This is a genomic window from Thiomonas sp. FB-Cd (genome assembly GCF_000733775.1).
In the GTDB taxonomy this organism is placed as follows: Bacteria; Pseudomonadota; Gammaproteobacteria; order Burkholderiales; family Burkholderiaceae_C; genus Thiomonas_A.
This window is the reverse complement of record NZ_JPOE01000002.1, coordinates 1,991,723-2,017,438: the sequence shown is the minus strand read 5'-3', so window position 1 is coordinate 2,017,438 and position 25,716 is coordinate 1,991,723. Positions and strand designations below refer to the sequence as shown.

The window sequence follows — 25,716 nt, the reverse complement described above, 5'->3', positions numbered from 1 at the left end:
CATCCCAGGAGGCCACCATGTCCGAAGTTCGCCGCGCCGTTGATGCCGAGCGTCTGTCCAGCCGCATCACCCGTACCCCATTTCCGGCCTCGCACAAGGTCTATGCCGAAAGCGCGCAGGGCGTGCGCGTGCCGTGGCGCGAGATCGCGCTCTCGGATACGCTCATCCAGGAGTCGGCCGAGGTCACGCGGCTGCAGAAAAACGCGCCGCTGCGCGTGTATGACACGTCCGGACCCTACACCGACCCGCATGCCGCCATCGATGTGCGTGCGGGTCTGCCGGCGCTGCGCGCGGGCTGGATTGCCGCACGCGGCGACACCGAGCAGCTTGAAGGGCCGAGCAGCGCGTTTGGCCTGCAGCGTGCGCAAGACCCGGCAACGGCCGCGTTGCGCTTTGCCGCGCCGCCGGCTCCGCGGCGCGCCAAGGCGGGCGCCAACGTCAGCCAGATGCACTACGCACGCCGGGGCATCGTCACGCCCGAGATGGAGTTCATCGCGCTGCGCGAGAACCTGTTGCGCGCGCAGCTGCCCGAGGCGCTGGCGCAAAACGGGGGCCAGCATCGTGGAAGCTGGTTTGGCATGCGCCATGCCATCACGGGCGAGTTCGTGCGCGACGAGGTCGCTGCGGGGCGCGCGGTGATTCCCGCGAACATCAATCATCCCGAGATCGAGCCGATGATCATCGGGCGCAACTTCCTCACCAAGGTCAATGCGAACATCGGCAACTCGGCCGTGACCAGCGACATCGAGGACGAGGTGGACAAGATGGTCTGGGCCATCCGCTGGGGCGCCGACACCGTGATGGACCTGTCAACGGGCAAACACATTCATGAAACCCGTGAATGGATCGTGCGCAACGCTCCGGTGCCGATTGGCACCGTGCCCATCTATCAGGCCTTGGAAAAGGTGGGTGGCGTGGCCGAGGATCTGACCTGGGAGCTGTTTCGCGACACGCTCGTCGAACAGGCCGAGCAGGGCGTGGACTACTTCACCATCCACGCAGGCGTCCTGCTGCGCTACGTGCCGCTCACGGCCCAGCGCGTCACGGGCATCGTCTCGCGCGGAGGCTCGATCATGGCCAAATGGTGTCTGGCGCATCACCAGGAGAATTTCCTGTACACGCGCTTTGAGGACATCTGCGAGATCATGAAGGCCTATGACGTCACCTTCTCCCTGGGGGACGGGCTGCGACCCGGTTCGATCGCCGACGCAAACGACGAGGCGCAATTCAGCGAACTCCACACCCTGGGCGAGCTCACGCAGATCGCGTGGAAGCATGACGTGCAGGTGATGATCGAGGGCCCCGGCCATGTGCCGCTGCATATGGTGGCGGTCAATGTCGAGGAGGAGCTCAAGCACTGCTTCGAGGCGCCGTTCTACACCCTGGGGCCGTTGACCACGGATATCGCTCCCGGCTACGACCACATTACCAGCGCGATTGGCGCGGCCAACATCGGATGGGCTGGCACGGCGATGCTGTGCTATGTCACGCCCAAGGAACACTTGGGCCTGCCCGACCGCGAGGACGTCAAGCAAGGCCTGATCGCCTACAAGATCGCGGCGCATGCGGCCGATCTGGCCAAGGGCTACCCGGGTGCGCAAATGTGGGACAACGCCATCTCGCGCGCCCGTTTCGAGTTCCGCTGGGAAGACCAGTTCCGATTGGCGCTCGATCCGGACACGGCACGCGCCTTTCACGACGAAACCCTGCCCAAGGAGGCGGCCAAGACCGCACATTTCTGTTCCATGTGCGGCCCGAAGTTCTGCTCGATGAAAATCAGTCAGGACATTCGCAACGCTGCGCAAAGCCAGGTGGCTGCAGGCGATCTCAAGCAGGAACTGGCACGCAAGGCTGAGGAATTCCGCAAAACCGGCGGCGAGATTTACCTGTGAGCGCGATCGGGGCGGCTGAAGTGTCTTCGCTGCCTCAGCGTTCCTCGCGCGGTTCGCAGGCAGCGCGGCCGCGCATCGGTATTGCCGGTGCGGGCCTGGCAGGGCGGTTGCTGGCGTGGCGGCTTTTGCGCGCCGGCTGCGCGGTGGATCTGTTCGATGCCCACGCGCGCGAGGACCGCAGCAGCGCCGGGCCGACGGCGGCGGCGATGCTCTCGCCCACTGCAGAGCTCGCCGCTGCCGATGCGCAGATTCACGCGTGGGGTGTGGAGTCACTCGCGATCTGGCCGCAATGGCTGCAGGAGTTGCACGAACAGACCGCGCGGGAGGTTTACTTCCGCAAGGAAGGCACGCTGGTGGTTGCGCACGCACCGGACCGCGGTGCACTTCAACACTACGCGGCGCTGCTGCATGCACACCTGCCGCCTGATGCCCAGGGGCAAGCTGCGCAGGCCGTCGACGCCGAGCATATCGCAGCGCTGGAGCCCCTGTTGGCAGGGCGCTTCGCGCAGGGGCTCTTCCTGCCGCAAGAGGGGCAACTCGCCAACGACCAGCTCTATGCCGCGCTGGCCGCGGCGCTGGACGCCGGGTTGGCTGCGGTGGGTGGTGCCTGGCATGAAGGGCTGGCCGTGGATGCGGTCGAGCCGCGTGCTCTGGTTGATGCCCGCGGCCGGCGCCACGCCTTCGACCTGGCGGTGGACTGTCGCGGTGTGGGCGCAAGGGTCAGTCTGCCCGGTCTGCACGGCGTGCGCGGTGAAGTGCTCACCGTGTTTGCGCCCGGTTTGAATCTGCGTCGCCCCGTGCGGTTGATCCATCCGCGCTATGCAATCTACGTGGCGCCGCGCCCGGGTGGGCAGTTCGTCGTGGGGGCCACAGAGCTCGACAGCGACGATGCCGGCGCACCCACGCTGCGCTCCACACTGGAGCTGGGCAGCGCCCTTTACAGCCTGCATCCCGAGTTTGGCGAGGCGCGCGTCATGCGTCTGGCCGCTGCGCTGCGCCCGGCCCTGCCCGACCACCGCCCCGTGGCCGGGCTTGCGCCCGACGGGGTGTGGCGGATCAACGGCCTGTTCCGGCACGGCTACCTCATTGCGCCTGCGTTGGTGCAGCAGGTCGCGGCCGATATCTCCGGCGCCCTGGGCATCGCCGTGCCCCCATCCGACTCCATGTTTCATGCAGCCTGACGACGATCTGCAAGGCCCGATCGCAGGTGCCGCCACAACTGCTTTGCGCAGGCTTGAGCTCAATGGCGCGGAGGTGCACAGCGCAGCGCCCACATTGCAGGCCCTGCTGCTTGAGCGCGGTCTGGACCCGACGCAGCGCGCCTTCGCCTGCGCGCTCAATGGCGTGTTCGTGCCAAGGGCGCAGTGGGCCGCGCAGTCCTTGCGTGGCAACGACCGCATTGACATTGTCGCCCCGGTGGTGGGCGGGTGATCCGGGAGCTATGGGCGATGGAAACTGAAATCACGGCCGTCCCAATGGGCTGGGGTGGGCTGACCCCGATTGAGCACGCCACAGCCGCGCCCCCCCAGGCGACGCTGGGCGTTTCCCGCAGACAGGGTGCATTGATCGGGCAACCCGGCGATGAGGGAGCGTGTTCGGGCAGCGCCTGGAGCGTCTGCGATGCCCGGCTGCAGTCGCGCCTGTTGCTGGGCACGGCGCATTACCCGAGCCCAGAGATCCTGGAGCAGGCGGTGACGGCAAGCAGCGCGCAGGTCCTCACCGTCGGATTGCGCCGTTTGCAACCCGAAACCGGAGGCGGGCAGGCATTCTGGCAGCGCATCAGCCAGCTGGGCTGCCGGCTGCTGCCGAACACCGCCGGGTGCCACGATGCCGAGCAGGCCGTCAGCCTCGCGCTGATGGCTCGTGAATTGTTCGGCACCAACTGGATCAAGCTGGAGGTCGTGGGCGACGACTACACCTTGCAACCCGACCCGTTTGGCACGCTGCAAGCCGCGCAGCGACTGGTGCGCGAGGGTTTTGCCGTGTTCGCCTACACAACCGACGACCTGGTGCTTGCGCGTCGCCTGCTCGAAGCGGGCGTGGCGGCAGTGATGCCGTGGGCGGCCCCGATCGGCTCGGGTCGGGGTCCGCAGAACCTCCATGCGCTGCGCACGCTGCGCGAGCGCCTCCCGGAGGCCGTGCTGATCGTCGATGCCGGCCTGGGCAAGCCCTCGCATGCTGCGCAAGTCATGGAACTTGGCTTCGACGCGGTGCTGCTGAACACGGCTGTGGCCCAGGCTGCGGATCCGGTGGGGATGGCTCGCGCGTTTGCGCATGCGGTGCAGGCCGGGCGCCTGGGCTACGAGGCCGGCGTGATGCCCGAGCGTGATACCGCACAGGCGTCCACGCCCACAGTCGGCATGCCGTTCTGGCACGAAGTCGGCGCGAGCTGAGCGCCGGGTGGGCGCACGCGCCAATGCCGTGCTGCAGGCGTGCCTCAACGTGGTGGCCATGCAGTGTTGCGACACGCGCTCGCAGGCCTTGGCTATGCTTGCGCTCACCGACCGACGCATTGTCATTTCTTCCTCAGCGCCCCTGCGCTTTGACCCATGCCCAGCCTTGATGACATCGGATTGCTCCTGACCATTGCCGGCCACGACCCCACGGGCGGGGCGGGCCTGACCACCGACATGGCTGTGTGGCAGGCCATGGGCCGCAAGGGCGCAAGCGTCTGTACGGCGTTGACGGTGCAAAACGCACACGGCGTGCAGCAGGTGGCGCCGAGCGACCCGGCGGTGGTGCGCGCAGCCCTTGCGGCGCTGTGCGCGGAGGTCGAGCCGGTGGCGGTGAAGGTCGGCATGCTTGGCGACGTGGCGGTGGCTGCCGAGGTGGCTGGCTTCTGCGGCAAGTTTGAGGGCGGCCCGGTGGTGTGGGATCCGGTGCTTGGCGCCAGTGCGGGTGGCGCGCCGCTGACCGCGGCAGACGCCAACGCGCTGCGCAGCATGGCGCGCACGGCAACCGTGATCACGCCCAACCGCGAGGAGGCCGCTGCCTTGCTCGGCCTGCCCGCGTGGGGTGACCTCGGCCCGATCCCCGCGGCGTGGTTGCAGGCGATGCGCGAACAGTGGCTGCGCGAGGGCCGCACCCAGGCGGTCGTGCTCAAGGGCGGGCATGCGCTGGGCGCGCTCAGTGTGGATTGGCTCGTGACGCGCGACAATGCCCAACCCCTCGTCGTGCCCCGCCTGGGCCGCGGCTCGCATGGCACGGGCTGTCTGCACGCCGCAACCATGGCGGCCATGCTGGCTGCGGGGTGGAGTGTGGTGGATGCGGCCGTGGAGGCGCAATGGCGCACCCATGCCGGCATTGCGCAGGCGTGGACACGCGCCGGCGGACGGCCCATGGTCAATGCCAGTGCCTCGCTCGACAGCAGCAGCTTCCCGGCTCGTCCGTTCGGGGGCGTGGCGGGCGGGGTGCCGGCGGATGGCGCTGGAGCGACGCTTGCCGCGTCGCACGTGGCCCCCGGCCCGGCGGCGGAGTCGTTCGCCCCGCTGGCAGCCGCGGTGGGGTTTTACCCCATCGTCCCTGACGTCGACTGGGCGTTGCGTCTGTTGGACTGGGGTGTGCGCACCCTGCAGCTGCGCATCAAGGACCTGCACGGTGCAGCGCTGGAAGCCGCCATCGCGCGCGTCAACAGCGCCGCGCAGCAAGCCGGCGCACAGCTCTTCGTCAACGACCACTGGCGCCAGGCACTGGCCGTGGGCGCGTACGGCGTGCATCTTGGTCAGGAAGACTTGGTTGGCGCCGACTTGGCGGGCCTGCGCGCTGCGGGTTTGCGCCTGGGCGTGAGCACCCACACGCCGGCCGAGCTTGCCCGCGCGCACGCCCTGCAGCCAAGCTATGTCGCACTCGGACCCGTGTTTCCGACCACGCTCAAGGTCATGCCCTATCGGCCCCTGGGCCTGGAGCGGCTGCGTGACTGGGCGGCCCGCTGCAAACCGCGCTATCCGGTGGTGGCCATCGGCGGCATTGGACTGGACCAGGCGGCGGCGGTGATGGCATGCGGCGCAGATGGTTTCGCGGTGGTCAGCGCCGTCACTCAGACCACCGATCCGCAAGCCGCCGTGCGCCGGGGGCTGGCCATCGCCAAGCAGGCGCTGGACTGTCGCAACGCGGCGCGGGCCTAGCGTTCATGGCTTCACCTGGCGAGGCGCCATCGCTGACCCGGTGCGCGACGAGCCTCGCCGTTGAGGGCGGTGAGGGATCGCGCGGATTCCCCAAGCATCCCTGAGCGGCGTGTGCTCGCGCATCCGGTCAAGCCACGCTCGGCGGGTGCTGGTTCGCACCGTCCCCGCGCTGCAGCCTTCTGCCCGGCTTTGCGCGCGCCGCTCGTGGCCGACTGCGGTCTTGCCGTACGAGAGCGCACGCTGATGACCAACGCGCTGCGGCCACGCCTTGTCCATCCGCGGGTGGTCGCGGGCGCACGTTAGGATCGACACCTCGTTCCAATGCCATGATCGGATCTGCGCGCAGCTGGCGGATTCGACAAACAGCCACCCCTTCCTCCATGGCCCGCAGGGCACGTCTTTGCATCCCCCACCTGCCACACCTGCTCAAACTCGTGGCCGTGCCGGGCGCGCGCCCGTTGGCTTGCGACGAGGCACGCGAGCGGTTGCTGGCAACGCTTGTCCAGGGGCTGCAGCGCTTTGCGGTGCGGTTGCACGCCTATTGCCTGCTGCCTGACGCGGTGTACATGCTGGCCACACCCGAGGACGCGCCAGCGCTGTCCGGGTTGATGCAGATGCTCGCGCGCCGTGCAAGCCGGGGATCAGCCCAGGATGAGCGGGTCGCGACGGCTGCGGGGCCGGCCGCGAGAGCTGAGCTCACGCATGGCGAAAGGGCGAACGAGGCCCCTGGGACGCGCGATGAGGCACGCGGGAGCGGGCGCTCGGCGGTGTGGGCCGGGCGGTTTCGCAGCGCCGTCCTGGAGCCGCAGTTGTGGGCGTTGTCGGCCATGGTCTGGGTCGACACGGCGGCGCAGCGCGCGGGGGTGGCCGCGGCGGCGCCGATCTGGGCCTGGAGCAGCGCGGGCGTGCATTGCGGGCAGGCTGGGCCAAGGGGCGGCACGCCGGCGCTGCACCTTCCCGCCGCGTATTGGGCGCTGGGCAACACGCCGTTCGAACGCGAAGCAGCCTATGCGCGGATGGTGCAGGCCGGATTGGGCGCCTCCGAGGGCGTGGCCCTGGAGCGTGCCTTGCGCGCCGGGTTGGCGCTGGGTGATGCCGGGTTCGTCGCCGAACTCGAGCAGGCCGCGGGGCGCCGGCTGCAGCCGGGCGTGCGGGGTCGACCGCGAAAATGACCGAGGCCGGCGGCACGCCTGCATCCCTGGCCCAAGCGGATGCGGGCAGGCGCATGCGTACCCGCGAACGCACGGGCCATGATTTTAAACTGTCCCTATTTTAATTCCGAGATCCTTGCCGGTCTCTAAAAAGAGGGACACGTATCACAATTTTTCTTGCTCCGCGTGTTGCGATGCAGTAAATTGACGCATTGATCTGTTCTTCTGCGCGGAGCCTGCGATGCACACGCCCGATTCTTCTGAAATTTCCGCCCTGACCCAAAACGGGCTGTATTGCCCGAGCAACGAGCACGATGCCTGCGGCGTGGGGTTCGTGGCGCACATCAAGGGCGTCAAGTCGCACGACATCGTGCAAAACGGCCTGCTCATTCTGAAGAACCTGGATCACCGCGGAGCGGTGGGCGCGGACAAGCTGATGGGCGACGGCGCGGGTTTGCTCATCCAGATTCCGGACGCCTTTTACCGCGCTGAGATGGCCGCTCAGGGCGCGGAACTGCCGCCGCCTGGCGAATATGGCGTGGGCATGATCTTTCTGCCGCGCGAGCAGGCATCGCGCCTGGCCTGCGAACAGGAAATCGAGCGGGCCGTGCGCGCCGAAGGCCAGGTGGTTCTGGGCTGGCGCGACGTGCCGGTGGATCGCGACATGCCGATGTCGCCCACGGTGCGCGAGAAGGAGCCCGTGATCCGGCAGATCTTCATTGGGCGGGGGCCGGACGTGATGGTCACCGATGCGCTGGAGCGCAAGCTGTTTGTCATTCGCCGGGTGGCAAGCCACGCGATCCAGCGCCTGAACCTGCGCCACGGCAAGGAGTACTTCGTGCCGTCGATTTCCGCGCGCACGGTCGTGTACAAGGGGCTGCTGCTGGCCGATCAGGTCGGGCAGTATTACAAGGATCTGCAGGATCCGCGCGTGGTGTCGGCCCTGGCGCTGGTGCACCAGCGTTTTTCCACGAACACGTTCCCGGAATGGCCGCTGGCCCACCCGTATCGCATGGTGGCGCACAACGGCGAGATCAACACCGTCAAGGGCAACTACAACTGGATGCGTGCGCGCGAAGGCGCGGTGAGCTCCCCGGTGCTGGGCGATGACCTGAAAAAGCTCTGGCCGCTGATCTACCCGGGCCAAAGCGACACCGCCAGTTTCGACAACTGCCTGGAGCTGCTGGTGATGGCGGGCTACCCGCTGTCGCACGCGATGATGATGATGATTCCCGAGGCGTGGGAGCAGCACACGCTGATGGACGCGCGCCGCCGTGCCTTCTACGAATACCACGCGGCGATGATGGAGCCGTGGGACGGTCCGGCCGCCATCGCCTTCACCGATGGGCGCCAGATCGGGGCCACGCTCGACCGCAATGGATTGCGCCCGGCGCGCTACATCGTGACGGACGACGACCTGGTGATCATGGCCTCGGAGTCGGGTGTGCTGCCGATTCCCGAGAGCCATATCGTGAAGAAATGGCGCTTGCAGCCGGGCAAGATGTTCCTCATCGACATGGAAGCCGGGCGCATCATCGACGACAAGGAAATCAAGGACCAGCTCGCCGCCGCGCGTCCGTACGGACAGTGGATCGAGAACCTGCGCATCCGCATCGACGATCTTGAGCACCTCGGCCACCCCGAGCCCTCCCTGCTGCCGCTGCTGGACCGCCAGCAGGCCTTCGGCTACACGCAGGAGGATCTCAAGTTCCTGATGGCGCCGATGGCGGAGAAGGCCGACGAGGCCGTGGGCTCGATGGGCAATGACGCCGCCCTGGCCGTGCTGTCCAACCGCGCCAAGCCGCTGTACAACTACTTCAAGCAGTTGTTCGCCCAAGTGACCAACCCACCCATCGACTCCATTCGCGAGAACATGGTGATGTCACTGGTGTCCTTTATCGGGCCGCGCCCCAATCTGCTCGACATCAACCAGGTCAACCCGCCCATGCGCCTGGAGGTCAGCCAGCCGGTGCTGGATTACGACGACATGGCGCGCCTGCGCTCGATTGCGCAGCACACGGGCGGCAAGTTCCGCAGCTACGAAATCGACATCTGCTACCCCGTGGCCTGGGGCCACGAGGGCATCGAGGCGCGACTGGCTTCGATTTGCGCCGAGGCGGTCGACGCACTCAAGAGCGGGCACAACATCCTGATCGTCACCGACCGGTTCGTGAGCGCCGATCGGGTGGCCATTCCGGCCCTGCTGGCCATGAGCGCCGTGCACCAGCACCTCATTGCGCTGGGCCTGCGCACGCAGACCGGCCTGGTGGTGGAAACGGGCAGTGCGCGCGAGACCCACCACTTTGCCGTTTTGGCGGGGTATGGTGCCGAAGCGGTGCACCCCTATCTGGCCCTCGACACCATTGCGGAGATGGCGCGTGAGCTGCCAGGTGATCTGGGTGTGGACAAGGCCATCCAGAACTATGTCAAGGCCATTGGCAAGGGCATGCAGAAGGTCATGTCCAAGATGGGGATTTCCACCTACATGAGCTATTGCGGCGCGCAGATCTTCGAAGCCGTGGGCCTGTCGCGCGACCTGGTGGACAAGTACTTCACCGGCACGGTGAGCCAGGTTGGCGGCATTGGCGTGTTCGAAGTGGCACAGGAGACGCTGCGCATGCACCGCGACGCGTTTGGCGACAACCCGGTGCTGGCCACGATGCTCGACGCAGGCGGCGAGTACGCATGGCGCACGCGGGGCGAGGAGCACATGTGGACGCCCGATGCCATTGCCAAGCTTCAGCACTCCACGCGTGCGAACAACTTCAACACCTATAAGGAATACGCGCAGATCATCAATGACCAGTCGCGCCGCCACATGACCCTGCGCGGGTTGTTCGAGTTCAAGCTCGACCCGAGCAAGGCCATTGCCATCGATGAGGTCGAGTCGGCCGCCGAGATCGTCAAACGTTTCGCCACCGGCGCCATGTCGCTGGGCTCCATTTCCACCGAGGCCCATGCCACGCTGGCCGTGGCCATGAACCGCATCGGTGGCAAGAGCAACACCGGCGAGGGCGGCGAGGATCCGTTGCGCTACCGCCCCGAGATGCGCTCCGGCTCCACGGGCATCAAGGATGGGGACACCCTGGGCAGCGTGCTGGGTGCGGAGCGCGTCGTCAGTGACATCGCGCTCAAGGCGGGCGACTCGCTGCGCTCGAAGATCAAGCAGGTGGCTTCCGGGCGTTTCGGCGTCACCGCCGAATACCTGGCCTCGGCCGATCAGATCCAGATCAAGATGGCGCAAGGGGCGAAGCCCGGAGAAGGCGGACAGTTGCCTGGCGGCAAGGTGTCCGAGTACATCGGCATGCTGCGCTACTCGGTGCCGGGTGTGGGTTTGATCTCCCCGCCGCCGCACCACGACATCTATTCGATTGAAGATCTCGCGCAGCTCATTCACGATCTGAAGAATGCCAATGCGCGCGCCTCCATCAGCGTCAAGCTGGTGTCCGAATCGGGGGTGGGCACCGTGGCGACCGGTGTGGCCAAGGCCAAGGCCGATCACGTGGTGATCGCCGGGCACGACGGCGGCACGGGTGCCTCGCCCCTGTCGTCGATCAAGCATGCGGGCTCACCCTGGGAAATCGGCCTGGCCGAAACCCAGCAGACGCTGGTGCTCAACCGCTTGCGCAGCCGCATCCGGGTGCAGGTCGATGGCCAGATCAAGACCGGGCGCGATGTGGTGGTCGGCGCGCTCTTGGGGGCCGACGAGTTCGGCTTCGCCACGGCGCCGCTCGTGGTCGAGGGCTGCATCATGATGCGCAAGTGCCATCTCAACACCTGTCCGGTGGGCGTGGCCACACAGGATCCCGCGCTGCGCAAGAAGTTCTCGGGCAAACCCGAGCATGTGGTGAACTACTTCTTCTTCGTTGCCGAGGAGGTGCGCTCGATCATGGCGCAGCTGGGCGTGCGCAAGTTCGAGGACCTGATCGGACGCGCGGATCTGCTCGACACGCGCCCAGGCATCACGCACTGGAAGGCGCGTGGTCTGGACTTCTCGCGCGTGTTCCACCTGCCCGAGACGCCCGCGGACGTGCCGCGTCGGCAGGTTGAGGAGCAGGATCATGGCCTGACCAAGGCGCTGGATCATGTGCTCATCGAACGCGCCCGCCCGGCCCTGGAGCGTGGCGAGAAGGTGCAGTTCATTCAAAACGTGCGCAACGTCAACCGCACGGTCGGCGCCATGCTTTCGGGCGAAGTGGCAAGGCGCTACGGCCATGAGGGTCTGCCCGACGACACGATGCACATCCAGATGGAAGGCACCGGTGGGCAGAGTTTTGGTGCCTTCCTCGCGCACGGCATCACCCTGTATCTCATCGGGGATGCGAACGACTACACCGGCAAGGGCCTGTCCGGAGGACGGATCGTGGTGCGGCCCACCATCGAGTTCCGTGGTGAAGCGCAGTCCAACATCATCGTCGGCAACACCGTGCTGTACGGAGCGATCGCCGGCGAGGCCTTCTTCCGCGGCGTGGCCGGCGAGCGTTTCGCCGTGCGCAATTCGGGCGCCACGGCAGTGGTGGAGGGCACGGGTGACCACGGCTGCGAGTACATGACGGGCGGCACCGTGGTTGTGCTTGGTGAGACCGGACGCAACTTCGCCGCCGGCATGAGCGGCGGCATGGCCTACGTGTACGACGTCGACGGCCAGTTTGCGCGTCGCTGCAACACGGCGATGGTCGCGCTCGAGAAGGTCCAGCCGGCTGCCGAGCAGAAGGTGCAGATGGCCCAGGGCCTGTGGCATCGGGACCAGACCGATGAAGAGCAGCTGCGCAGGATGCTGCAAGACCACCATCGCTGGACGGGGAGCCTGCGTGCGCGCGAACTGCTCGACAACTGGGAGCTTGCGCGCACACGGTTCGTCAAGGTATTTCCGTATGAGTACAAGCGGGCGTTGGGCGAGATGGCCGCCAAGCGCGAGGCGCAAGCCGCAACCACCAAGGCCAAGGCTCCCGCAGCCAACGCCAGCGTGCCGGCGAAATGACGAACGATGCCGTGCGCACCCGAGGGCTGGCCCGCGCCTGCGCGGCTTCGGCCGCTTCGGATGCACGGTGCAATGACTGCCAATCAGGATTGAGACGATAAGCCCGCACATACCGGGCATCGCAGACCAAGGAAGGACCATGGGAAAAGTCACCGGATTCATGGAATTCGAACGCCAGGAAGAAAGCTACGAGCCGCCTGTCGCACGCCTCAAGCACTGGAAGGAGTTTGTCCACGAGCTGTCGGACGACAAGGCCAAGGTGCAGGCGGCGCGCTGCATGGACTGCGGTATTCCGTTTTGCAACAACGGCTGCCCGGTCAACAACATCATCCCCGACTTCAACGATCTGGTGTGGCAGGGTGACTGGAAGCATGCGCTCGAAGTGCTGCACTCCACCAATAACTTTCCCGAATTCACCGGGCGCATCTGCCCCGCGCCCTGCGAGGCGGCTTGCACACTGGGCATCAACGAGGCGCCGGTGGGCATCAAGTCCATCGAGCACGCCATCATCGACAAGGGCTGGGAGATGGGCTGGGTGGCGCCGCAGCCGCCTGCGCACAAGACGGGCAAGCGCGTCGCCGTGGTCGGCTCAGGTCCTGCGGGCCTGGCGGCCGCGCAGCAGCTTGCGCGTGCCGGGCATGACGTGACGGTGTTCGAGAAGAACGACCGCATCGGCGGCTTGCTGCGCTACGGCATCCCCGACTTCAAGATGGAAAAGCACCACATCGACCGCCGCATCGAGCAGATGCAGGCTGAGGGTGTGCGCTTTGCACCCGGCGTTCTGGTGGGGGACATGCCCAAGGACGGCCCTGGTGCGACGGTCGCCAACTGGGCCCGCGAGCACCGGAGCCCGGAGGCGCTGCTGGCGGAGTTTGACGCCGTGCTGCTCGCTGGGGGGTCGGAGCATCCGCGGGACCTGCCGGTGCCCGGGCGCGAACTCGAAGGCATCCATTTCGCCATGGAATTCCTGCCACAGCAGAACAAGATCAACGCCGGCGACAAGCTCAAGGGCCAGATCTCGGCGGCCGGCAAGCAGGTCGTGGTGATTGGCGGCGGCGATACGGGGTCCGATTGCGTGGGCACCAGCAACCGCCACGGCGCGGCCAGCGTGGCGCAGTTCGAACTGCTGCCCCAGCCGCCGGAAACCGAGAACAAGCCTCTGGTGTGGCCCTACTGGCCGATCAAGCTGCGCACCTCCAGCAGCCACGAAGAGGGTTGCGGGCGCGACTGGTCGGTGGCAACGAAGGCATTTTTGCCCGGCGCCGGGAAAGACAAAAACAAGGTCAAAGCGATTCAGGCCTGCCGCGTCGAGTGGAAGGACGGTCGCATGCAGGAGGTTCCGGGCAGCGAGTTCACGATGCAGGCCGACCTGGTGTTGCTGGCCATGGGTTTCGTGCATCCCCTGGCTCCCGTGCTCGATGCCTTCGGCGTGGAGCGCGATGCACGGGGCAACGCCAAGGCGATCACTGAAGACGATGGCGGGTACGCCACCAACGTGGCCAGGGTGTTTGCTGCCGGCGACATGCGGCGTGGTCAGAGCCTGGTGGTATGGGCCATCCGCGAGGGCCGCCAGGCGGCGCGCGCGATCGACCAGTTCCTGATGGGGCACTCGGAGTTGCCGCGGTGAGGGGCAACAAGCCGAGTCGTGCGTGAGGGCGCTGGGGCGATCGAGATGAGCGCCGATTCAGGCCCGGTCGCATCCATGTTGGAACCCCGTGGCCGGTTTAGGCCATCGTCGGTCACGCACCGCATGATCGAAGGCTGAGCAGGCTTCGTCCATGAGCGAGTGCGACGCATCCATGGCTGGCGAACATCCGGGGCTGCCGCAATTTCCCGGCCGGGATCCACAGGCCATGCTCGAGGCCATTCTGGCGAGCATGCCTGCCGGTGACCTTTGGGTGTTTGGCTATGGCTCGCTGCTGTGGAATCCGGAGATTGCCCACAGCGAGGTCTTGCCCGCGCGGGTGTGGGGCCACAAACGCTGCCTGTGCATGTGGTCGCGCATCAACCGGGGTACCGAACACGAACCCGGTCTGGTGTTCGCGCTGATGGGCGGGGGATCCTGCCAGGGCATCGTGCTGCGCGTGCCGCGCCCGCAGGCTGAGCATGAACTGCGGCTGCTGTGGAAGCGCGAAATGCCGCGCGCCGTCTACGAGCCGCGCTGGCTGCGCTGCCACACCCCGCACGGCGTGGTGCAGGCGCTGGCGTTCACGCTGCCGCGCACCAGCCCGAGCTACACGGGCTCACTGGACGAGGCCCACTTGCTGCACATCCTTCGCCACCGCCGGGGACGCTTCGGCACCACGCTCGAGTACGTGATGCGCACCGCGCATGCGCTGCGCCAGGCGGGGATCCGCGATCGTGCGGTCGAGCGCGTCGTTGCCCTGGCCAAGCGCCACGGGCTTTGACGCGATAGAACGGTGAGGTCGAGGCGATCCCGGCGCGCCGACGCGGTCGTCGTGTGAGTTTCTATACTCGTCCCATGCACACACTGGCCCATTTACGCAAAGACTACACGCGCGCCGAGCTGGACGAGGCGCACGCGCAGGCAGACCCGATGGCGTTGTTTGAACGCTGGATGCACGAAGCCGTGCAGGCGCAGGTGCCGGAGCCGAATGCGATGACGGTGGCCACGGTGGGCGAGGGTGGACGACCATCCACGCGTGTGGTACTGATCAAGGGCTTTGATGCACGCGGCATCGTCTGGTACAGCAACTACCACAGCCGCAAGGGGCGTGAGCTCGCTGCCCACCCCTTTGCCGCCCTGCAATTTCATTGGGTGGAGCTCGAGCGCGTCGTGCGCATCGAGGGCCGCGTGGAGCAGGTAAGCGCGGAGGAGTCCGACGCCTATTTTGCAAGCCGGCCGCTGGCCTCGCGCATTGGCGCCTGGGCGTCCGAGCAGAGCCAGCCCATTGAAGGGCGCAGCGTGCTCATCAAGCGCGCGGCCGAGTTCGGCTTGAAATTCGGCCTCAACCCGCCGCGCCCGCCGCACTGGGGCGGCTATCGTCTGATGCCCGACGCCTGGGAATTCTGGCAGGGTCGTCCGTCACGCCTGCACGACCGACTGGTTTACCAGCGGCGTTCGGACGGCGCATGGCAGTTGCAGCGCCTGGCACCCTGATGGCGCGGGCCACGCAGCGCGAGCGCCTCCACACGATAAAGGAGATGTCGATGCCAAACAACCAGGGCACCCGGTCAATGCGCAGGCATGTCCTGCGCAGTCTGGCCCTGCTGCCGCTCGTGGGGCGGCTGCCGCTGGCGCATGCCGCGCAAAGCACAGGCCAGGCGGACGCCGTATGGTCGCAAATTCACGAGGCCACATGGATCGGTGAAGGCCGGGGCACACGCGTGCTCTACATATTCTTCGACCCCAACTGTCCCTATTGCCACCAGCTCTATGGGATGCTTCGGGCCTTCGTCGGGAAAGCTGATGTGCAGTTGCGGTGGATTGTGCTCGGCATGCTCACGCCAAGCAGCCTGCCCAAGGCGGCAGCCATCTTGCAGGCGGCGAATCCGCTGCAAGCATTCCACACCAATGAAGCCGACTACGATTTTGCCGCGAATGGCCAGCCCGGAGGCGGCATCACGCCGGCCACCACGATCACACCCAAGGCGCGCGAGGAACTGGCGCGAAACCTAGCCATTTACAGGGCCCACAAGCTGTTCGGGGTCCCGGTGCTGTTGTGGCGAACCGCCAGCGGCCGCGCGGCATTGCTGGTCGGGGTGCCATCGGATGCGCAGCTGAAGGACATCATCGAGTCGTGTCGTTGAGGAGGCCGTGGGCGCATGGCGCAATCCCGGCGGTGCCAGGCAGGGCCGGCGCGGCATCCCATCACGCAATGTCCGTGCAGCGGGTTGGCGGAGTCAGGCGCGCAGTTTTTCGGCGAAGCCTTGTCGCAACTTGACCATCTTCGGCGCAATGACGGCTTGGCAGTAGCCCTGATCGGGGTGGCGCTCGAAATAGCGCTGGTGGTATCCCTCGGCCGGCCAGAACACGCGAAGCGGCTCGACCTCCGTGGTGATGGGGGCTCCGCCATAGGCGCCGCCTGCGGCCAAGCGTGCAATGTAGGCGCCCACGGTGGCTTGATGCGCGGGGTTTTCGAAGTAGATGCCGGAACGGTACTGCGGTCCGACGTCGGCGCCTTGACGGTTGGGCGTTGTGGGGTCGTGGATGGTGAAAAACATCGCAAGCACATCGTCCAGGCTTAGCCTCGAAGGATCGAAGCGGATACGCACGGCTTCGGCATGGCCAGTGCGCCCACCGCATACCTGCTCGTAGGTGGGTTGCGGCACCTCACCCTGGGCGTAGCCACTCGTGGCCTCGAGCACGCCGTCGACCGCGTTGTATGCCGCCTCGACACACCAGAAACAGCCTCCCGCGAGAGTAATCGTCTCGGGCTGCACGCTGGCGGCCGTTGCGGCCGGCGCGGCGGGGTTTAGAGCTTGCATCGTGAGTCTCCGGTTGCACTGGCGAACAGGTGCGATTGTCCGCAGTTTTGGCCAGCCGTGGGGCCTTGCGGTCAATGCCAACACGAGCGGGTCGACATGGGTTTGGCACTGCGGCAAGGCTTTACGTCCCATGGCGAGCAACGGGCAACGCGTTCCCGGGGCGGCCCGAGGGGTGGCGTCGCATGCGCTGGCAGCGGCGCGTTTGTGATGTTTTTGCCCTTCCAGGACGAGCCCGCCGAGCCGACGGTGCCCAACCGCTTCATGGCCAATGGCCAAGGCGTCGAACCCGTTCGGCGCAGGCGCGTGGTTGCACCAGGCGAACCGGCAAGCCGATACGCAGAGGGGCCGGAGGGACCGAGGCAGCCAGGCCAACGCCGCAAGCGAGGTAACGTGAGCCGACCGTGCGAAGCCCAATCAACAAAGAAGGCCGCGTGCACTGTGGCATCGCGGCCTTGTTCAGCGAGGCACATGGGTTTGCTGCCACATGCCACACCCCGCATGGATGCAGGGATTCTGGGGGACTCCGGCCCGGGCTCCACCCGGTCCGGCCACCACCGCGGCTGAACCGCAGCGGTGAAGTCAATGTAGGCCTGCAGGTGCAGGCGCGTCAAGCAATCCGATGTTGCGAAGTCGGTTATGGCAGAAACGGCTTCATGCTGGCCTTGCAATTGCTTGAAATGGCGGGCCTTGTCTGGGTATGGGAGCAAAACCGGGGAGGGGTGGCGCACTGGGCCGGGCGCTTTCGTGCTTCAGCGCATGGGCTGCTGGCCAGGGGTCCTGGCCCTCAGGGCAGAGTCAGGGACAGGCTGGCTTGAGGTGTCCAGCTGGCGTCGGGCTTGGTCACGAGGACGGGCGCGGCGATGAACTGGCGCGAGCCGGGCACGCCCAGCGCATCGAGCGCCGTGCGCAGGGCCACGGCACGATCCATGGCCAGTGCTTGCATCCGATCCTCGCCTGCCGGGATGTTCTGCAGCAGCAGCTTTTGCATCTCGGCTTCGGGAATGGTCTTGGGCAGGCCCAGCACGTCGCGTGGCTTGGCAGGCAGCGGGGTGGCGCGGTAGACAGCCGCCAGCACGCGGGCATAGTCGGCCTGCGATACGGTCTGCGCTTTTGCGGCTGCGTAGGCCTCAGCGCGGGGCAGGTCACGCTTCCACAACTTGACCATCTGGGCATTCAGCTTTGCCTCGCGATAGGCATCGCGTTCAGCTGCGGGGTCCACCTCGCCGGTGATGGTGAGGATGAGCTCGGACTTGGCCTTGAGCGCACGGGCAATGTCGGCGAGCTTGGGTTCATCGGCCGGCTTGAGCGTGGCGGTCCCTGGCAGGAAAGCCACGTGGCTGAGTTGCTCAGCCGACACGCCGCCGCCGAGCAGGTGGCCAAGCAGGGTGAACGGCGCGGTGATCGCGCGCGCCAGGAGATGGACGACTGCCTTGGCAATGACCGAGCCCAGGCTGAACTCGGGATCATTGAGCGAGCCGGAGATGGGGATGTTGAGATCGATGTTGCCGTTGCGGTCTTTCAGCAGGTCCACCGCCAGGAGCACCGGAAGCTTGGTGGCGTCGGGGCTTTCCACCCGGCTGCCGAAGGTGAGCTGGTTGAGAATGAGCTGGTTGTCCGCCTTCAGGCGCCCGCCGGGGTCGATGGCGTAATGCACGTTCATCGAAAGCAGGCCACGCTTGATGTTGTAGCCCGCATAGCGCCCCGAGTAAGGCGACAGTGGCGCCAGTTGCAGATCGGTCATCTTGCCCTGCAAGTCGAGTTGCGGGGGGCTCACCAAGGGGTTGACCGTGCCCGACAGCGTCACCGGCGCTGTGTCCTGGGCTATGCCACGCAACGCGACTGTGGCCGGCTTGGGGTTCGCCGTGCCAAAAGGACCAATGGCCCCTTCCACGGCAGACAGGCTTGTGGAGTAGTTCGGGCGGATGAAATGGTCGGTGTAGTCCACCCGTCCGCTTGACAGGCTGATGCCGCCAACGTTCACGACCAGATCCGGGTTGAGGGGCGCCGCTGGGCGCGCCTGCTGGGTGGTCTGACCAATGTCCGAGCCCCATTCGCTCGCATTGTGCCCGGCTGCGCCGGCGCCCGACAGGCTGAGTTCCGCCGGTGCAGTGTGCGTCACGACGGCAGGTGCTGCGCCAGCGGGGGCCGCAGCCGATGCGCCTTGCTCGGGCAGCGGCTTGAAGACCTGTGTGAGATTGAGCTTGGCATCCGCGCTGAGCACCACGCGGGCGTAAAAGTTGCGCAGCGCGATCTGCCCGATATTGATGTCGGTGGCGGGGTGGACACTGGGGTCGTGCGTGATCTGGAGTTTGTCGAGGAGCAGGCTGTTCCAGCCCAACAGGCGCTCATGCGGCTCCACGGTGTCGGCAGCGAAATGCTGGATGCCGGCCTGGCCGTCAAAGCGCAGGCTGGGGCCTTGAGGGCCCATGCGCAGATCCATGTCGCCGGCCACGCTGGTCGGCGCTCGCAGCACCTCGGCATTCACGCGCGGCGGCATGTAGTTGTCGGCGATCTGCGCCGGCAGATCGCGCGCGTCGAGTTTGCCGCGCACGTGCAAGGGGCTGATCGAGACCTGCCCTGTGAACGCAAGCGTGCCCATGCTCGGGATGTCTTCCGCGGTGTCCGCGCCTGCCTCCAGGGGTGCCGTGGACACGCCGAGTGGCAGCGGGGGTCTGACGTGGGATGCATTGGCCGGCGCGGAGGTGGCCTCCGCGGGGGCCGAGGCGGGGGTGGCGGCGGGTTGCGCTGGCGTCGTGACAAGCGGGGCCTGCAACTCGTCGCTGATTTGCGCGGCCAGGGTGACGTCGGTGGGGCGGGTCTGCGGCCAGGTGGCGTTATGCAGGCTCAGGTCGAGCCGGGTGACGGCGACGACCACGGGTTGCCGGGGCATCGTGTCGGCCAGGTAAAAGCGCCCGCCCTGCAGCCGTGCCTGCTGCACCTGCACGCGCCACGGCGCCGAGGGCTTGGCCGCGCGTGCGCGGGTTTTGCCCTTGGGTAGCAAATCGGGCGGCAGCCATTGCATGAAGGACCACTGTCCGTTCGTGTCGCGCGCGATGCTGGCCTGGGGCTGCAGCAGGCGCACGTTGCCGACCTGCACGGTATGCGCTTGCAGATCGATGCGGGCGTTGCTCGCCGCAAGCTGGCTGGCGCGCAGTGCGGCGTTGCGGCCGGCGGCAAGCGCGTTCACCTGCGCTTGGCCCACATTGAGCAACAGGGTCTGCGGATGGGAAGCCCAGCGCAGGTTTGCGTTGCGCACCGTGATGTCGCGTGCCTTGATGCCTCCCGCAGGGCCAAAGCTGAAGCCCGTCCATTGGGCCTCGCTCACGTCGGCCAGCACGCTTGAGGTATCGGCCTGCCAGGTGAACGTGGCGTGCGCGCCAAGAAGCCCGCGCGGCAACTGTATCGCGCCAAGTGCGGGCGCCGCGTAGGGCGTGGCCAGCTGCGGATCGAGGTGAGCGGCGCTCAGTTGCCCTTGGGCGCCTTTGAGGTCGCCTTCGCCCTGGACCTGCACTTGAAGGCCTTGCGGGCCGGTGACCTCGGCTTTGAAGGGTACCGCTTGCGTGAGCGGCCAGGACAGGGGACCGGCGCTCAATGTGGGGGCTGCGAAAGCCCAGTCGACGGCGGGATGAACCGCTGTATCGCGCCATTGAAGGTGGCTGTCGGTCAGCACGACCGCACCCACATGCACCGTCCAGTTTGGCGAGGACGACGCCTGCGGCGGGGTCGCGGCAGGCACTGACACCTTCGTGGTGGCTGCCGGGTCCTGTGGGCCCGAGGTGGACTGCTTCTTCGGCGCCGTGGCGGGTTGGAGTGGGGGGGCGTGGGTGCTCAATCCCTGCAGTCCCTGGGCGGTGCGCGCAAGCTGCGCCGACAGTCCCGTGATGCGCACCGCGTCCACGTTCAGCACGTGCGCCAGAGGTTGCAAGCTTGCGAGCTGAATGTCCAGGCTTTTCCAGCCTGCCAGCTTGGCGTTGCCGACCTGCACCTGGCCATCTTGCACTTGCGCGCTGCCGGCAATGGTCAAGGCGTCCGGGTGCGCGCGCGCCACCCGGGCCTGCAGGCGTATGGAAAGCATCGCCCCTTCCAGACGGATGGGCAGGGTGGCGGGCTGATAGGGGGCAAAGACGGCAAGCTGCAGGCCCTGCAACTGCGCCGCGATGGTCAGCGGCGAGGTGGTCGCAAAGGGTGCGCCACTGACCGTGAGCTGCAGAGGCGCGCCATCAAGCATGGCGCTGGCCTGTGCGCGCATCTGCCCGCTGGATCCGGCCAGCGTGGAGAGCTCGGGCAGGTTCACGTTCAGGCCTGTGAGGCGCGTTGCCACCTGCGCGGCCTGGTCGTCGAACACCACGCTGCCACCCGTGATGCGGGCATCCCGCACCGCAAAGGCCTGGGGGGCCGACGCCGGTGTGGCCGGCTGACGGGCCAGACGTTGCAGGATGTCGTCGAAGTCCATCGCGCCCGACGGCTCGCGCACGATGCGCAACTGCGGCTGCTGGAGAAGCAGCGCGGCGATTTGCGGCTTGCCGCCCCACAGGGTGCGCCAGCTCAATTGCACATCGGCGCGCTGCACGCGCAGCGCGTCAGCGGTGTTTGCAGCGTTGCGCACGCGCAGGTCGTCCACCTGCAGGCGCAGCTTCAGCGGGTTGAAGGCCACCGGCCCGATGCGGGCCTGGCGGCCCAGGCTTTGCGCAATCCACTGCGGCGCCTTGTCCCGCAGCAGCGCAGGCACGCTCCACGGTGTGGTGGCGAACACCAGCACGAGCAACAGCAGCAAACCCAGCAAAACCCAAGCCAGGCGTCGCAGCCAAAGGGAGGCAGTGTGGGGCATACCAAGCATTATCCGCCTCGGCCAGGCCCCGAACAAGCAAAATCAAGTGGGTGTGCCTTCCAGCAGCCTGTCCACCAGGGCTTGCGCGCGCTGCGCTGCCTGCGCGTCGGGCACGATCACGCGACCCCATTCGCGGTGCGTTTCTCCTGGCCATTTGTGGGTGGCGTCCAGCCCCATCTTGCCTCCGAGGCCCGACTCGGGCGAGGCGAAGTCCAGGTAATCGATCGGCGTGTGGTCGATCAGCAGCGTGTCGCGCACCGGATCCATGCGCGTCGTGACAGCCCAGATGACGTCGCGCCAGTTGCGGATGTCCACGTCGTCGTCCGTCACGATGATGAACTTGGTGTACATGAACTGGCGCAGGAAACTCCACACGCCGAACATCACGCGCTTGGCATGGCCGGCATATTGCTTGCGCATGGACACCACAGCCAGGCGGTATGAGCAGCCCTCTGGCGGCAGATAAAAATCGGTGATTTCGGGAAACTGCTGCTGCAGCAGCGGCACGAACACCTCATTGAGGGCCACGCCCAGCACTGCCGGCTCATCCGGCGGCTTGCCCGTGTAGGTGGAGTGGTAGATGGCGTCTTCGCGCTGCGTGATGCGCTGCACCTCGAAGACCGGAAACCAGTCTTGCTCGTTGTAGTAGCCCGTGTGGTCGCCGAAGGGGCCCTCCAGCGCATGCAGATAGCCGCCGATCTCCTTGAGATGCACCCCGGTTTCGCTTTCGCCCGCAAACCCCGGGGAAGCCGGCTGGATATGACCCTCGAGCACGATTTCCGCGCGAGCCGGCACCTGCAGATCCAGGCCAACACAGCGGGCAAGCTCCGTGCGCCCGCCACGCAAAAGTCCCGCGAACTGGTATTCGGACAAGCTGTCAGGCACCGGCGTGACTGCGCCAAGGATCGTGGCCGGATCCGCGCCCAAGGCCACGGCGATCGGGAAGGGCTGGCCGGGGTGCGTGGCGGCATGCTCACGAAAGTCCAGCGCGCCTCCGCGGTGCGCCAGCCAGCGCATGATCAGCTGGTTGCGGCCGATGCGCTGTTGGCGGTAGATGCCCAGGTTCTGCCGCGGCTTGAGCGGCCCGCGTGTGACCACCAGACCCCATGTGAGCAAAGGCGCCGCGTCCCCCGGCCAGCAGGTTTGCAAGGGAAGCGTGTTCAGGTCCACGTCGCTGCCTTCGCGCACGATGTGTTGGCAGGGCGGTTTGCGCACTTCCGCGGGGCGCATGTCCCATACGGCGCGCACCAGGTGCAGCAACTCGCCCGCATCCTTGAGGCCTTTGGGCGGCTCCGGCTGTTTCAGGCGCGCCAGCACCTGGCCGATGCGGCGCAATTCGCTCACGTCGCTGGCGCCCATGCCCAGGGCCACCCGTTTGGGGGTGCCGAACAAATTCCCGAGCACCGGCATGGCATAGCCCGAAGGCTTGCGAAAGAGCAGAGCGGGGCCCGCGCGCTGCAGCATCGCGTCGCACACGGCGGTCATTTCCAGACGGGGCGAGACGCTGTCATGCACCTCGATCAGTTCACCCTGGGCTTGCAAGGACCCCATGAAATCCCGGAGATCTTGATATTGCATAGATCTAAAAGTTTGGTTTTGATTGACCGTATAGATTGACAGGATATAAGCAAACCCTAAAATCCATCCTGCTTGAGCACGACAGACCGCCAGCACAGTGCGGCGTGCCAACAAATCGCCCCGAAACAGCCTCCGGCCCGAGACAAGCCGGCCCCGATGCAACGCATCTTAGGCGCGAGGCTCGAATCCCGAGCCCATTTCGGATCTGTGCCCGGCTCCGTGCCTACCCGCTGCGCTTCGTTGCGCAGCGCGCAGTGCAGGCGCTTTTTGACACAGGAGAACCGTATGTCGAATGCCTCGCAGGCCCAACCCCAGCCATTGAGCTGGCGCACCGTTGGCGCCGAAGTCCTGGAGTGGACCCACCACACACTGATGATGGTGGGTTTTTTCGTTGTTGCCGCAGGGGCCTACCTGTATATGCACCCGCAAACGGTGGTGTCGCTTGAAAAGGGCGTCACGCAGTGGGTGGCGGCACGCAAGGCCGCGGTGGAGGAGCTTCAGGCCCTGGGCCAGCAGGCCTCGGCCACTTTGCAGACCGCGCAGACCGCGCAGACCGCGCCGCAGCCCGCGGCAGCCCCGCCCGGCCCGCAGTTGACGCGTGCGCAGATGGTCGTGGCCAACTGGCTGTCGCACCGCTACAGCATTGCGCCCCTGGCCATGCAAGAACTGGTGAGTCGCGCATGGCAGGTGGGCAAGCAGGAGCATCTCGATCCCACATTGATTCTGGCCGTCATGGCCGTGGAGTCGTCCTTCAACCCCTATGCGCAAAGTCCTGTCGGGGCCACTGGGCTAATGCAGGTCATGGCAAGCGTGCACCGGGACAAGTTCGCGCCCTACGGAGGCCCGCGCGCCAGCATCGACCCCATGGCCAACGTGAAGGTGGGGGCGGTGGTGCTCAAAGACGCCATTGCCCGCGGCGGATCGCTGCAAGCCGGTTTGCGGATGTATGTGGGCGCCACGTCGAACGCCACCGAAGGCGGGTACGCCGCCAAGGTGCTCGCTGAGCAGGCCCGCCTTCAGCACGTCGTGGCCGGTGTCAAGGTTCCGGCGGATGCAGCCGTGACAGCTGCGGCCCCTGCGGCCAAGCCTCAACCGCCGGCAGCGAAGGCCGAGCAAACCGCCAGCAGCCAGCCTGAAGCCCCCCAGGCGATCAAGCACAGCGTTTGATCGCCCAGCCTTTTTAAGGCAGGCTTGCCGGGCGTCGGGAATTGGCTGAGCGGCGCTCGCGATGACGGTTTGCTGCTGTACCATTCTGCGTCTGCGCAACTGGCGATAAGACGACGCGGCGGAAGGCTCCGCTTGCGGCCCGTCGAGGTGGACCAACCACCGGGAAGCGCAGGGTTCGCTGCCGTTCGCCTGGGCTCTCCGCACCCATACCCGCTCGAGCGCGAGCGGGTATGCATCCCAATGCAGCCTGCAAGGACCCTTTCGCATGTTCGACCGCACCATCTCCATCGCCCAGACCGATCCGCAACTCTGGGACGCCATCCAGCACGAAAACCGTCGCCAGCACGATCACCTGGAGCTCATCGCTTCGGAGAACTACGCGTCACCGGCGGTGATGCAGGCGCAAGGCACCCAGCTCACCAACAAGTACGCCGAAGGCTACCCGGGCAAGCGCTACTACGGCGGCTGCGAATATGTGGACGTGGCCGAAACGCTGGCCATCGAGCGTGTCAAGCAGTTGTTTGGCGCCGAGGCCGCCAACGTGCAGCCCCATTCGGGGGCGCAGGCCAACGAGGCCGTGTTCCTCGCCTTTCTCAAACCCGGCGACACCATCATGGGGATGAGCCTGGCCGAAGGCGGCCACCTCACCCACGGCATGGCGCTGAACATGAGTGGCAAGTGGTTCAACATCGTGCCTTACGGTCTGAACGCCCAGGAAGAGATCGACTATGACCGCATGGAAGCGCTGGCCCACCAGCACAAGCCCAAGCTGATCATCGCCGGGGCCTCGGCGTACAGCCTGCGCATCGATTTTGCGCGCTTCGCCAAGGTTGCCAAGGACGTCGGGGCCATCTTCATGGTGGACATGGCGCATTACGCCGGGCTCATCGCCGCCGGTGTGTATCCCAACCCGGTGCCGCATGCCGACGTCGTCACCTCCACCACCCACAAGACCCTGCGCGGACCGCGCGGCGGCATCATCCTCAGCCGTGCGGAGCACGAGAAGGCCATCAATTCGGCCATCTTTCCAGGACTTCAGGGCGGGCCGCTGATGCACGTCATCGCCGCGAAGGCCGTGGCCTTCAAGGAGGCCCTGGAGCCGGAGTTCAAGGTCTACCAGCAACAGGTCCTGACCAATGCGCAGACCATGGCGCAGGCGTTGCAGCAGCGCGGGCTGCGGATCGTCTCGGGTCGCACCGAAAGCCATCTGATGCTGGTCGACCTCAGGGCCAAGGGCATCACTGGCAAGGAGGCCGAAGCATTGCTTGGGCAGGCCCACATCACGGTGAACAAGAACGCAATCCCGAACGATCCGCAAAAGCCGATGGTCACCTCCGGCATTCGCGTGGGCACGCCGGCGATGACGACGCGCGGCTTCAAGCAAGCGCAGGTGGTGCAGACCGCCAACCTCATCGCCGACATGCTCGACGCACCGCAAGACGCGGCCGTTCTGACACGCGTGCAAGCAGCGGTCAAGGTTCTGGCGGACACGCATCCGGTGTACTCGGGCGAACAGGCCTGACTTCGGCGGAGGCGGCAGGCTGCG

The 25,716-nt window shown here is 66.6% G+C and carries 16 protein-coding genes and 1 riboswitch; of the genes, 13 read left to right on the top strand and 3 right to left on the bottom strand.

What is annotated here, in order from left to right; all coding sequences use genetic code 11:
* Nucleotides 1-17: 17 nt before the first annotated feature.
* From thiC to CD04_RS0109720, 11 genes are all read left to right on the top strand, one after another.
* Nucleotides 18-1,892 (top strand): phosphomethylpyrimidine synthase ThiC, encoded by a 1,875-nt coding sequence (thiC, locus tag CD04_RS0109775; RefSeq protein WP_031406312.1) that lies wholly within the window; start codon nucleotides 18-20, stop codon nucleotides 1,890-1,892.
* Between the two features lie 20 nt (nucleotides 1,893-1,912).
* Nucleotides 1,913-3,073, top strand: a complete 1,161-nt coding sequence (locus CD04_RS0109770; RefSeq protein ID WP_231480522.1) for an FAD-dependent oxidoreductase — start codon at nucleotides 1,913-1,915, stop codon at nucleotides 3,071-3,073.
* The gene (gene thiS, locus CD04_RS0109765) at nucleotides 3,063-3,323 is read left to right on the top strand and encodes a sulfur carrier protein ThiS (RefSeq protein ID WP_051849071.1); all 261 of its coding nucleotides are present in this window, start codon (nucleotides 3,063-3,065) and stop codon (nucleotides 3,321-3,323) included. Before CD04_RS0109770 ends, thiS begins: the two co-directional genes overlap by 11 nt.
* Before the next feature lie 17 nt (nucleotides 3,324-3,340).
* Complete coding sequence (locus CD04_RS0109760; protein ID WP_038167683.1) at nucleotides 3,341-4,285, top strand: thiazole synthase; 945 nt, start codon at nucleotides 3,341-3,343, stop codon at nucleotides 4,283-4,285.
* Between the two features lie 156 nt (nucleotides 4,286-4,441).
* Nucleotides 4,442-6,016 carry a thiamine phosphate synthase gene (gene thiE / locus CD04_RS0109755; RefSeq protein ID WP_051849070.1) on the top strand — a complete coding sequence of 525 codons (1,575 nt, stop codon included), beginning with the start codon at nucleotides 4,442-4,444 and terminating at the stop codon, nucleotides 6,014-6,016.
* Nucleotides 6,017-6,396: 380 nt separating this feature from the next.
* Nucleotides 6,397-7,188 (top strand): hypothetical protein, encoded by a 792-nt coding sequence (locus CD04_RS21665; RefSeq protein WP_038167681.1) that lies wholly within the window; start codon nucleotides 6,397-6,399, stop codon nucleotides 7,186-7,188.
* Between the two features lie 220 nt (nucleotides 7,189-7,408).
* Nucleotides 7,409-12,148 (top strand): glutamate synthase-related protein, encoded by a 4,740-nt coding sequence (locus CD04_RS0109740; RefSeq protein ID WP_031406298.1) that lies wholly within the window; start codon nucleotides 7,409-7,411, stop codon nucleotides 12,146-12,148.
* Between the two features lie 139 nt (nucleotides 12,149-12,287).
* Nucleotides 12,288-13,775, top strand: a complete 1,488-nt coding sequence (locus tag CD04_RS0109735; RefSeq protein ID WP_031406296.1) for a glutamate synthase subunit beta — start codon at nucleotides 12,288-12,290, stop codon at nucleotides 13,773-13,775.
* A 151-nt stretch (nucleotides 13,776-13,926) separates the two neighbouring features.
* Complete coding sequence (locus tag CD04_RS0109730; RefSeq protein WP_231480521.1) at nucleotides 13,927-14,556, top strand: gamma-glutamylcyclotransferase; 630 nt, start codon at nucleotides 13,927-13,929, stop codon at nucleotides 14,554-14,556.
* Nucleotides 14,557-14,630: 74 nt separating this feature from the next.
* Nucleotides 14,631-15,269: a pyridoxamine 5'-phosphate oxidase gene (gene pdxH / locus CD04_RS0109725; RefSeq protein ID WP_031406293.1), complete on the top strand. Its 639-nt coding sequence runs from the start codon at nucleotides 14,631-14,633 to the stop codon at nucleotides 15,267-15,269.
* Nucleotides 15,270-15,319: 50 nt separating this feature from the next.
* On the top strand, nucleotides 15,320-15,919 hold the full coding sequence (locus CD04_RS0109720) for a thioredoxin fold domain-containing protein (RefSeq protein WP_031406291.1): 600 nt from the start codon (nucleotides 15,320-15,322) through the stop codon (nucleotides 15,917-15,919).
* A 93-nt stretch (nucleotides 15,920-16,012) separates the two neighbouring features.
* Here the strand turns inward: CD04_RS0109720 and msrA are convergent, their stop codons facing one another.
* The 3 genes from msrA to ubiD form a co-directional block, all read right to left on the bottom strand.
* Nucleotides 16,013-16,597: a peptide-methionine (S)-S-oxide reductase MsrA gene (msrA, locus tag CD04_RS0109715; RefSeq protein ID WP_051849069.1), complete on the bottom strand. Its 585-nt coding sequence runs from the start codon at nucleotides 16,595-16,597 to the stop codon at nucleotides 16,013-16,015.
* A 784-nt stretch (nucleotides 16,598-17,381) separates the two neighbouring features.
* On the bottom strand, nucleotides 17,382-21,425 hold the full coding sequence (locus tag CD04_RS21660) for a DUF748 domain-containing protein (protein ID WP_038167678.1): 4,044 nt from the start codon (nucleotides 21,423-21,425) through the stop codon (nucleotides 17,382-17,384).
* Between the two features lie 42 nt (nucleotides 21,426-21,467).
* The gene (gene ubiD, locus CD04_RS0109700; RefSeq protein WP_031406287.1) at nucleotides 21,468-23,003 is read right to left on the bottom strand and encodes a 4-hydroxy-3-polyprenylbenzoate decarboxylase; all 1,536 of its coding nucleotides are present in this window, start codon (nucleotides 23,001-23,003) and stop codon (nucleotides 21,468-21,470) included.
* A 285-nt stretch (nucleotides 23,004-23,288) separates the two neighbouring features.
* Between ubiD and CD04_RS0109695 the strand changes: the two genes are divergently transcribed.
* The gene (locus tag CD04_RS0109695; protein ID WP_031406286.1) at nucleotides 23,289-24,170 is read left to right on the top strand and encodes a transglycosylase SLT domain-containing protein; all 882 of its coding nucleotides are present in this window, start codon (nucleotides 23,289-23,291) and stop codon (nucleotides 24,168-24,170) included.
* Nucleotides 24,171-24,255: 85 nt separating this feature from the next.
* Nucleotides 24,256-24,372, top strand: a riboswitch (ZMP/ZTP riboswitch).
* A 63-nt stretch (nucleotides 24,373-24,435) separates the two neighbouring features.
* Nucleotides 24,436-25,692, top strand: a complete 1,257-nt coding sequence (gene glyA, locus CD04_RS0109690; RefSeq protein ID WP_031406284.1) for a serine hydroxymethyltransferase — start codon at nucleotides 24,436-24,438, stop codon at nucleotides 25,690-25,692.
* Nucleotides 25,693-25,716 lie beyond the last annotated feature (24 nt).

What these genes read in the sequence shown, in the direction of transcription:
- CD04_RS0109730 (WP_231480521.1), top strand. Translation starts at nt 13,927, where the DNA reads ATGAGCGAGTGCGACGCATCCATGGCTGGCGAACATCCGGGGCTGCCG.
- pdxH (WP_031406293.1), top strand. Translation starts at nt 14,631, where the DNA reads ATGCACACACTGGCCCATTTACGCAAAGACTACACGCGCGCCGAGCTG.
- CD04_RS21660 (WP_038167678.1), bottom strand. Translation starts at nt 21,425, where the DNA reads ATGCCCCACACTGCCTCCCTTTGGCTGCGACGCCTGGCTTGGGTTTTG.
- CD04_RS0109760 (WP_038167683.1), top strand. Translation starts at nt 3,341, where the DNA reads ATGGAAACTGAAATCACGGCCGTCCCAATGGGCTGGGGTGGGCTGACC.
- msrA (WP_051849069.1), bottom strand. Translation starts at nt 16,597, where the DNA reads ATGCAAGCTCTAAACCCCGCCGCGCCGGCCGCAACGGCCGCCAGCGTG.
- thiE (WP_051849070.1), top strand. Translation starts at nt 4,442, where the DNA reads ATGCCCAGCCTTGATGACATCGGATTGCTCCTGACCATTGCCGGCCAC.
- CD04_RS0109695 (WP_031406286.1), top strand. Translation starts at nt 23,289, where the DNA reads ATGTCGAATGCCTCGCAGGCCCAACCCCAGCCATTGAGCTGGCGCACC.
- CD04_RS21665 (WP_038167681.1), top strand. Translation starts at nt 6,397, where the DNA reads ATGGCCCGCAGGGCACGTCTTTGCATCCCCCACCTGCCACACCTGCTC.
- ubiD (WP_031406287.1), bottom strand. Translation starts at nt 23,003, where the DNA reads ATGCAATATCAAGATCTCCGGGATTTCATGGGGTCCTTGCAAGCCCAG.
- CD04_RS0109720 (WP_031406291.1), top strand. Translation starts at nt 15,320, where the DNA reads ATGCCAAACAACCAGGGCACCCGGTCAATGCGCAGGCATGTCCTGCGC.
- CD04_RS0109735 (WP_031406296.1), top strand. Translation starts at nt 12,288, where the DNA reads ATGGGAAAAGTCACCGGATTCATGGAATTCGAACGCCAGGAAGAAAGC.
- glyA (WP_031406284.1), top strand. Translation starts at nt 24,436, where the DNA reads ATGTTCGACCGCACCATCTCCATCGCCCAGACCGATCCGCAACTCTGG.
- CD04_RS0109740 (WP_031406298.1), top strand. Translation starts at nt 7,409, where the DNA reads ATGCACACGCCCGATTCTTCTGAAATTTCCGCCCTGACCCAAAACGGG.
- thiC (WP_031406312.1), top strand. Translation starts at nt 18, where the DNA reads ATGTCCGAAGTTCGCCGCGCCGTTGATGCCGAGCGTCTGTCCAGCCGC.
- thiS (WP_051849071.1), top strand. Translation starts at nt 3,063, where the DNA reads ATGCAGCCTGACGACGATCTGCAAGGCCCGATCGCAGGTGCCGCCACA.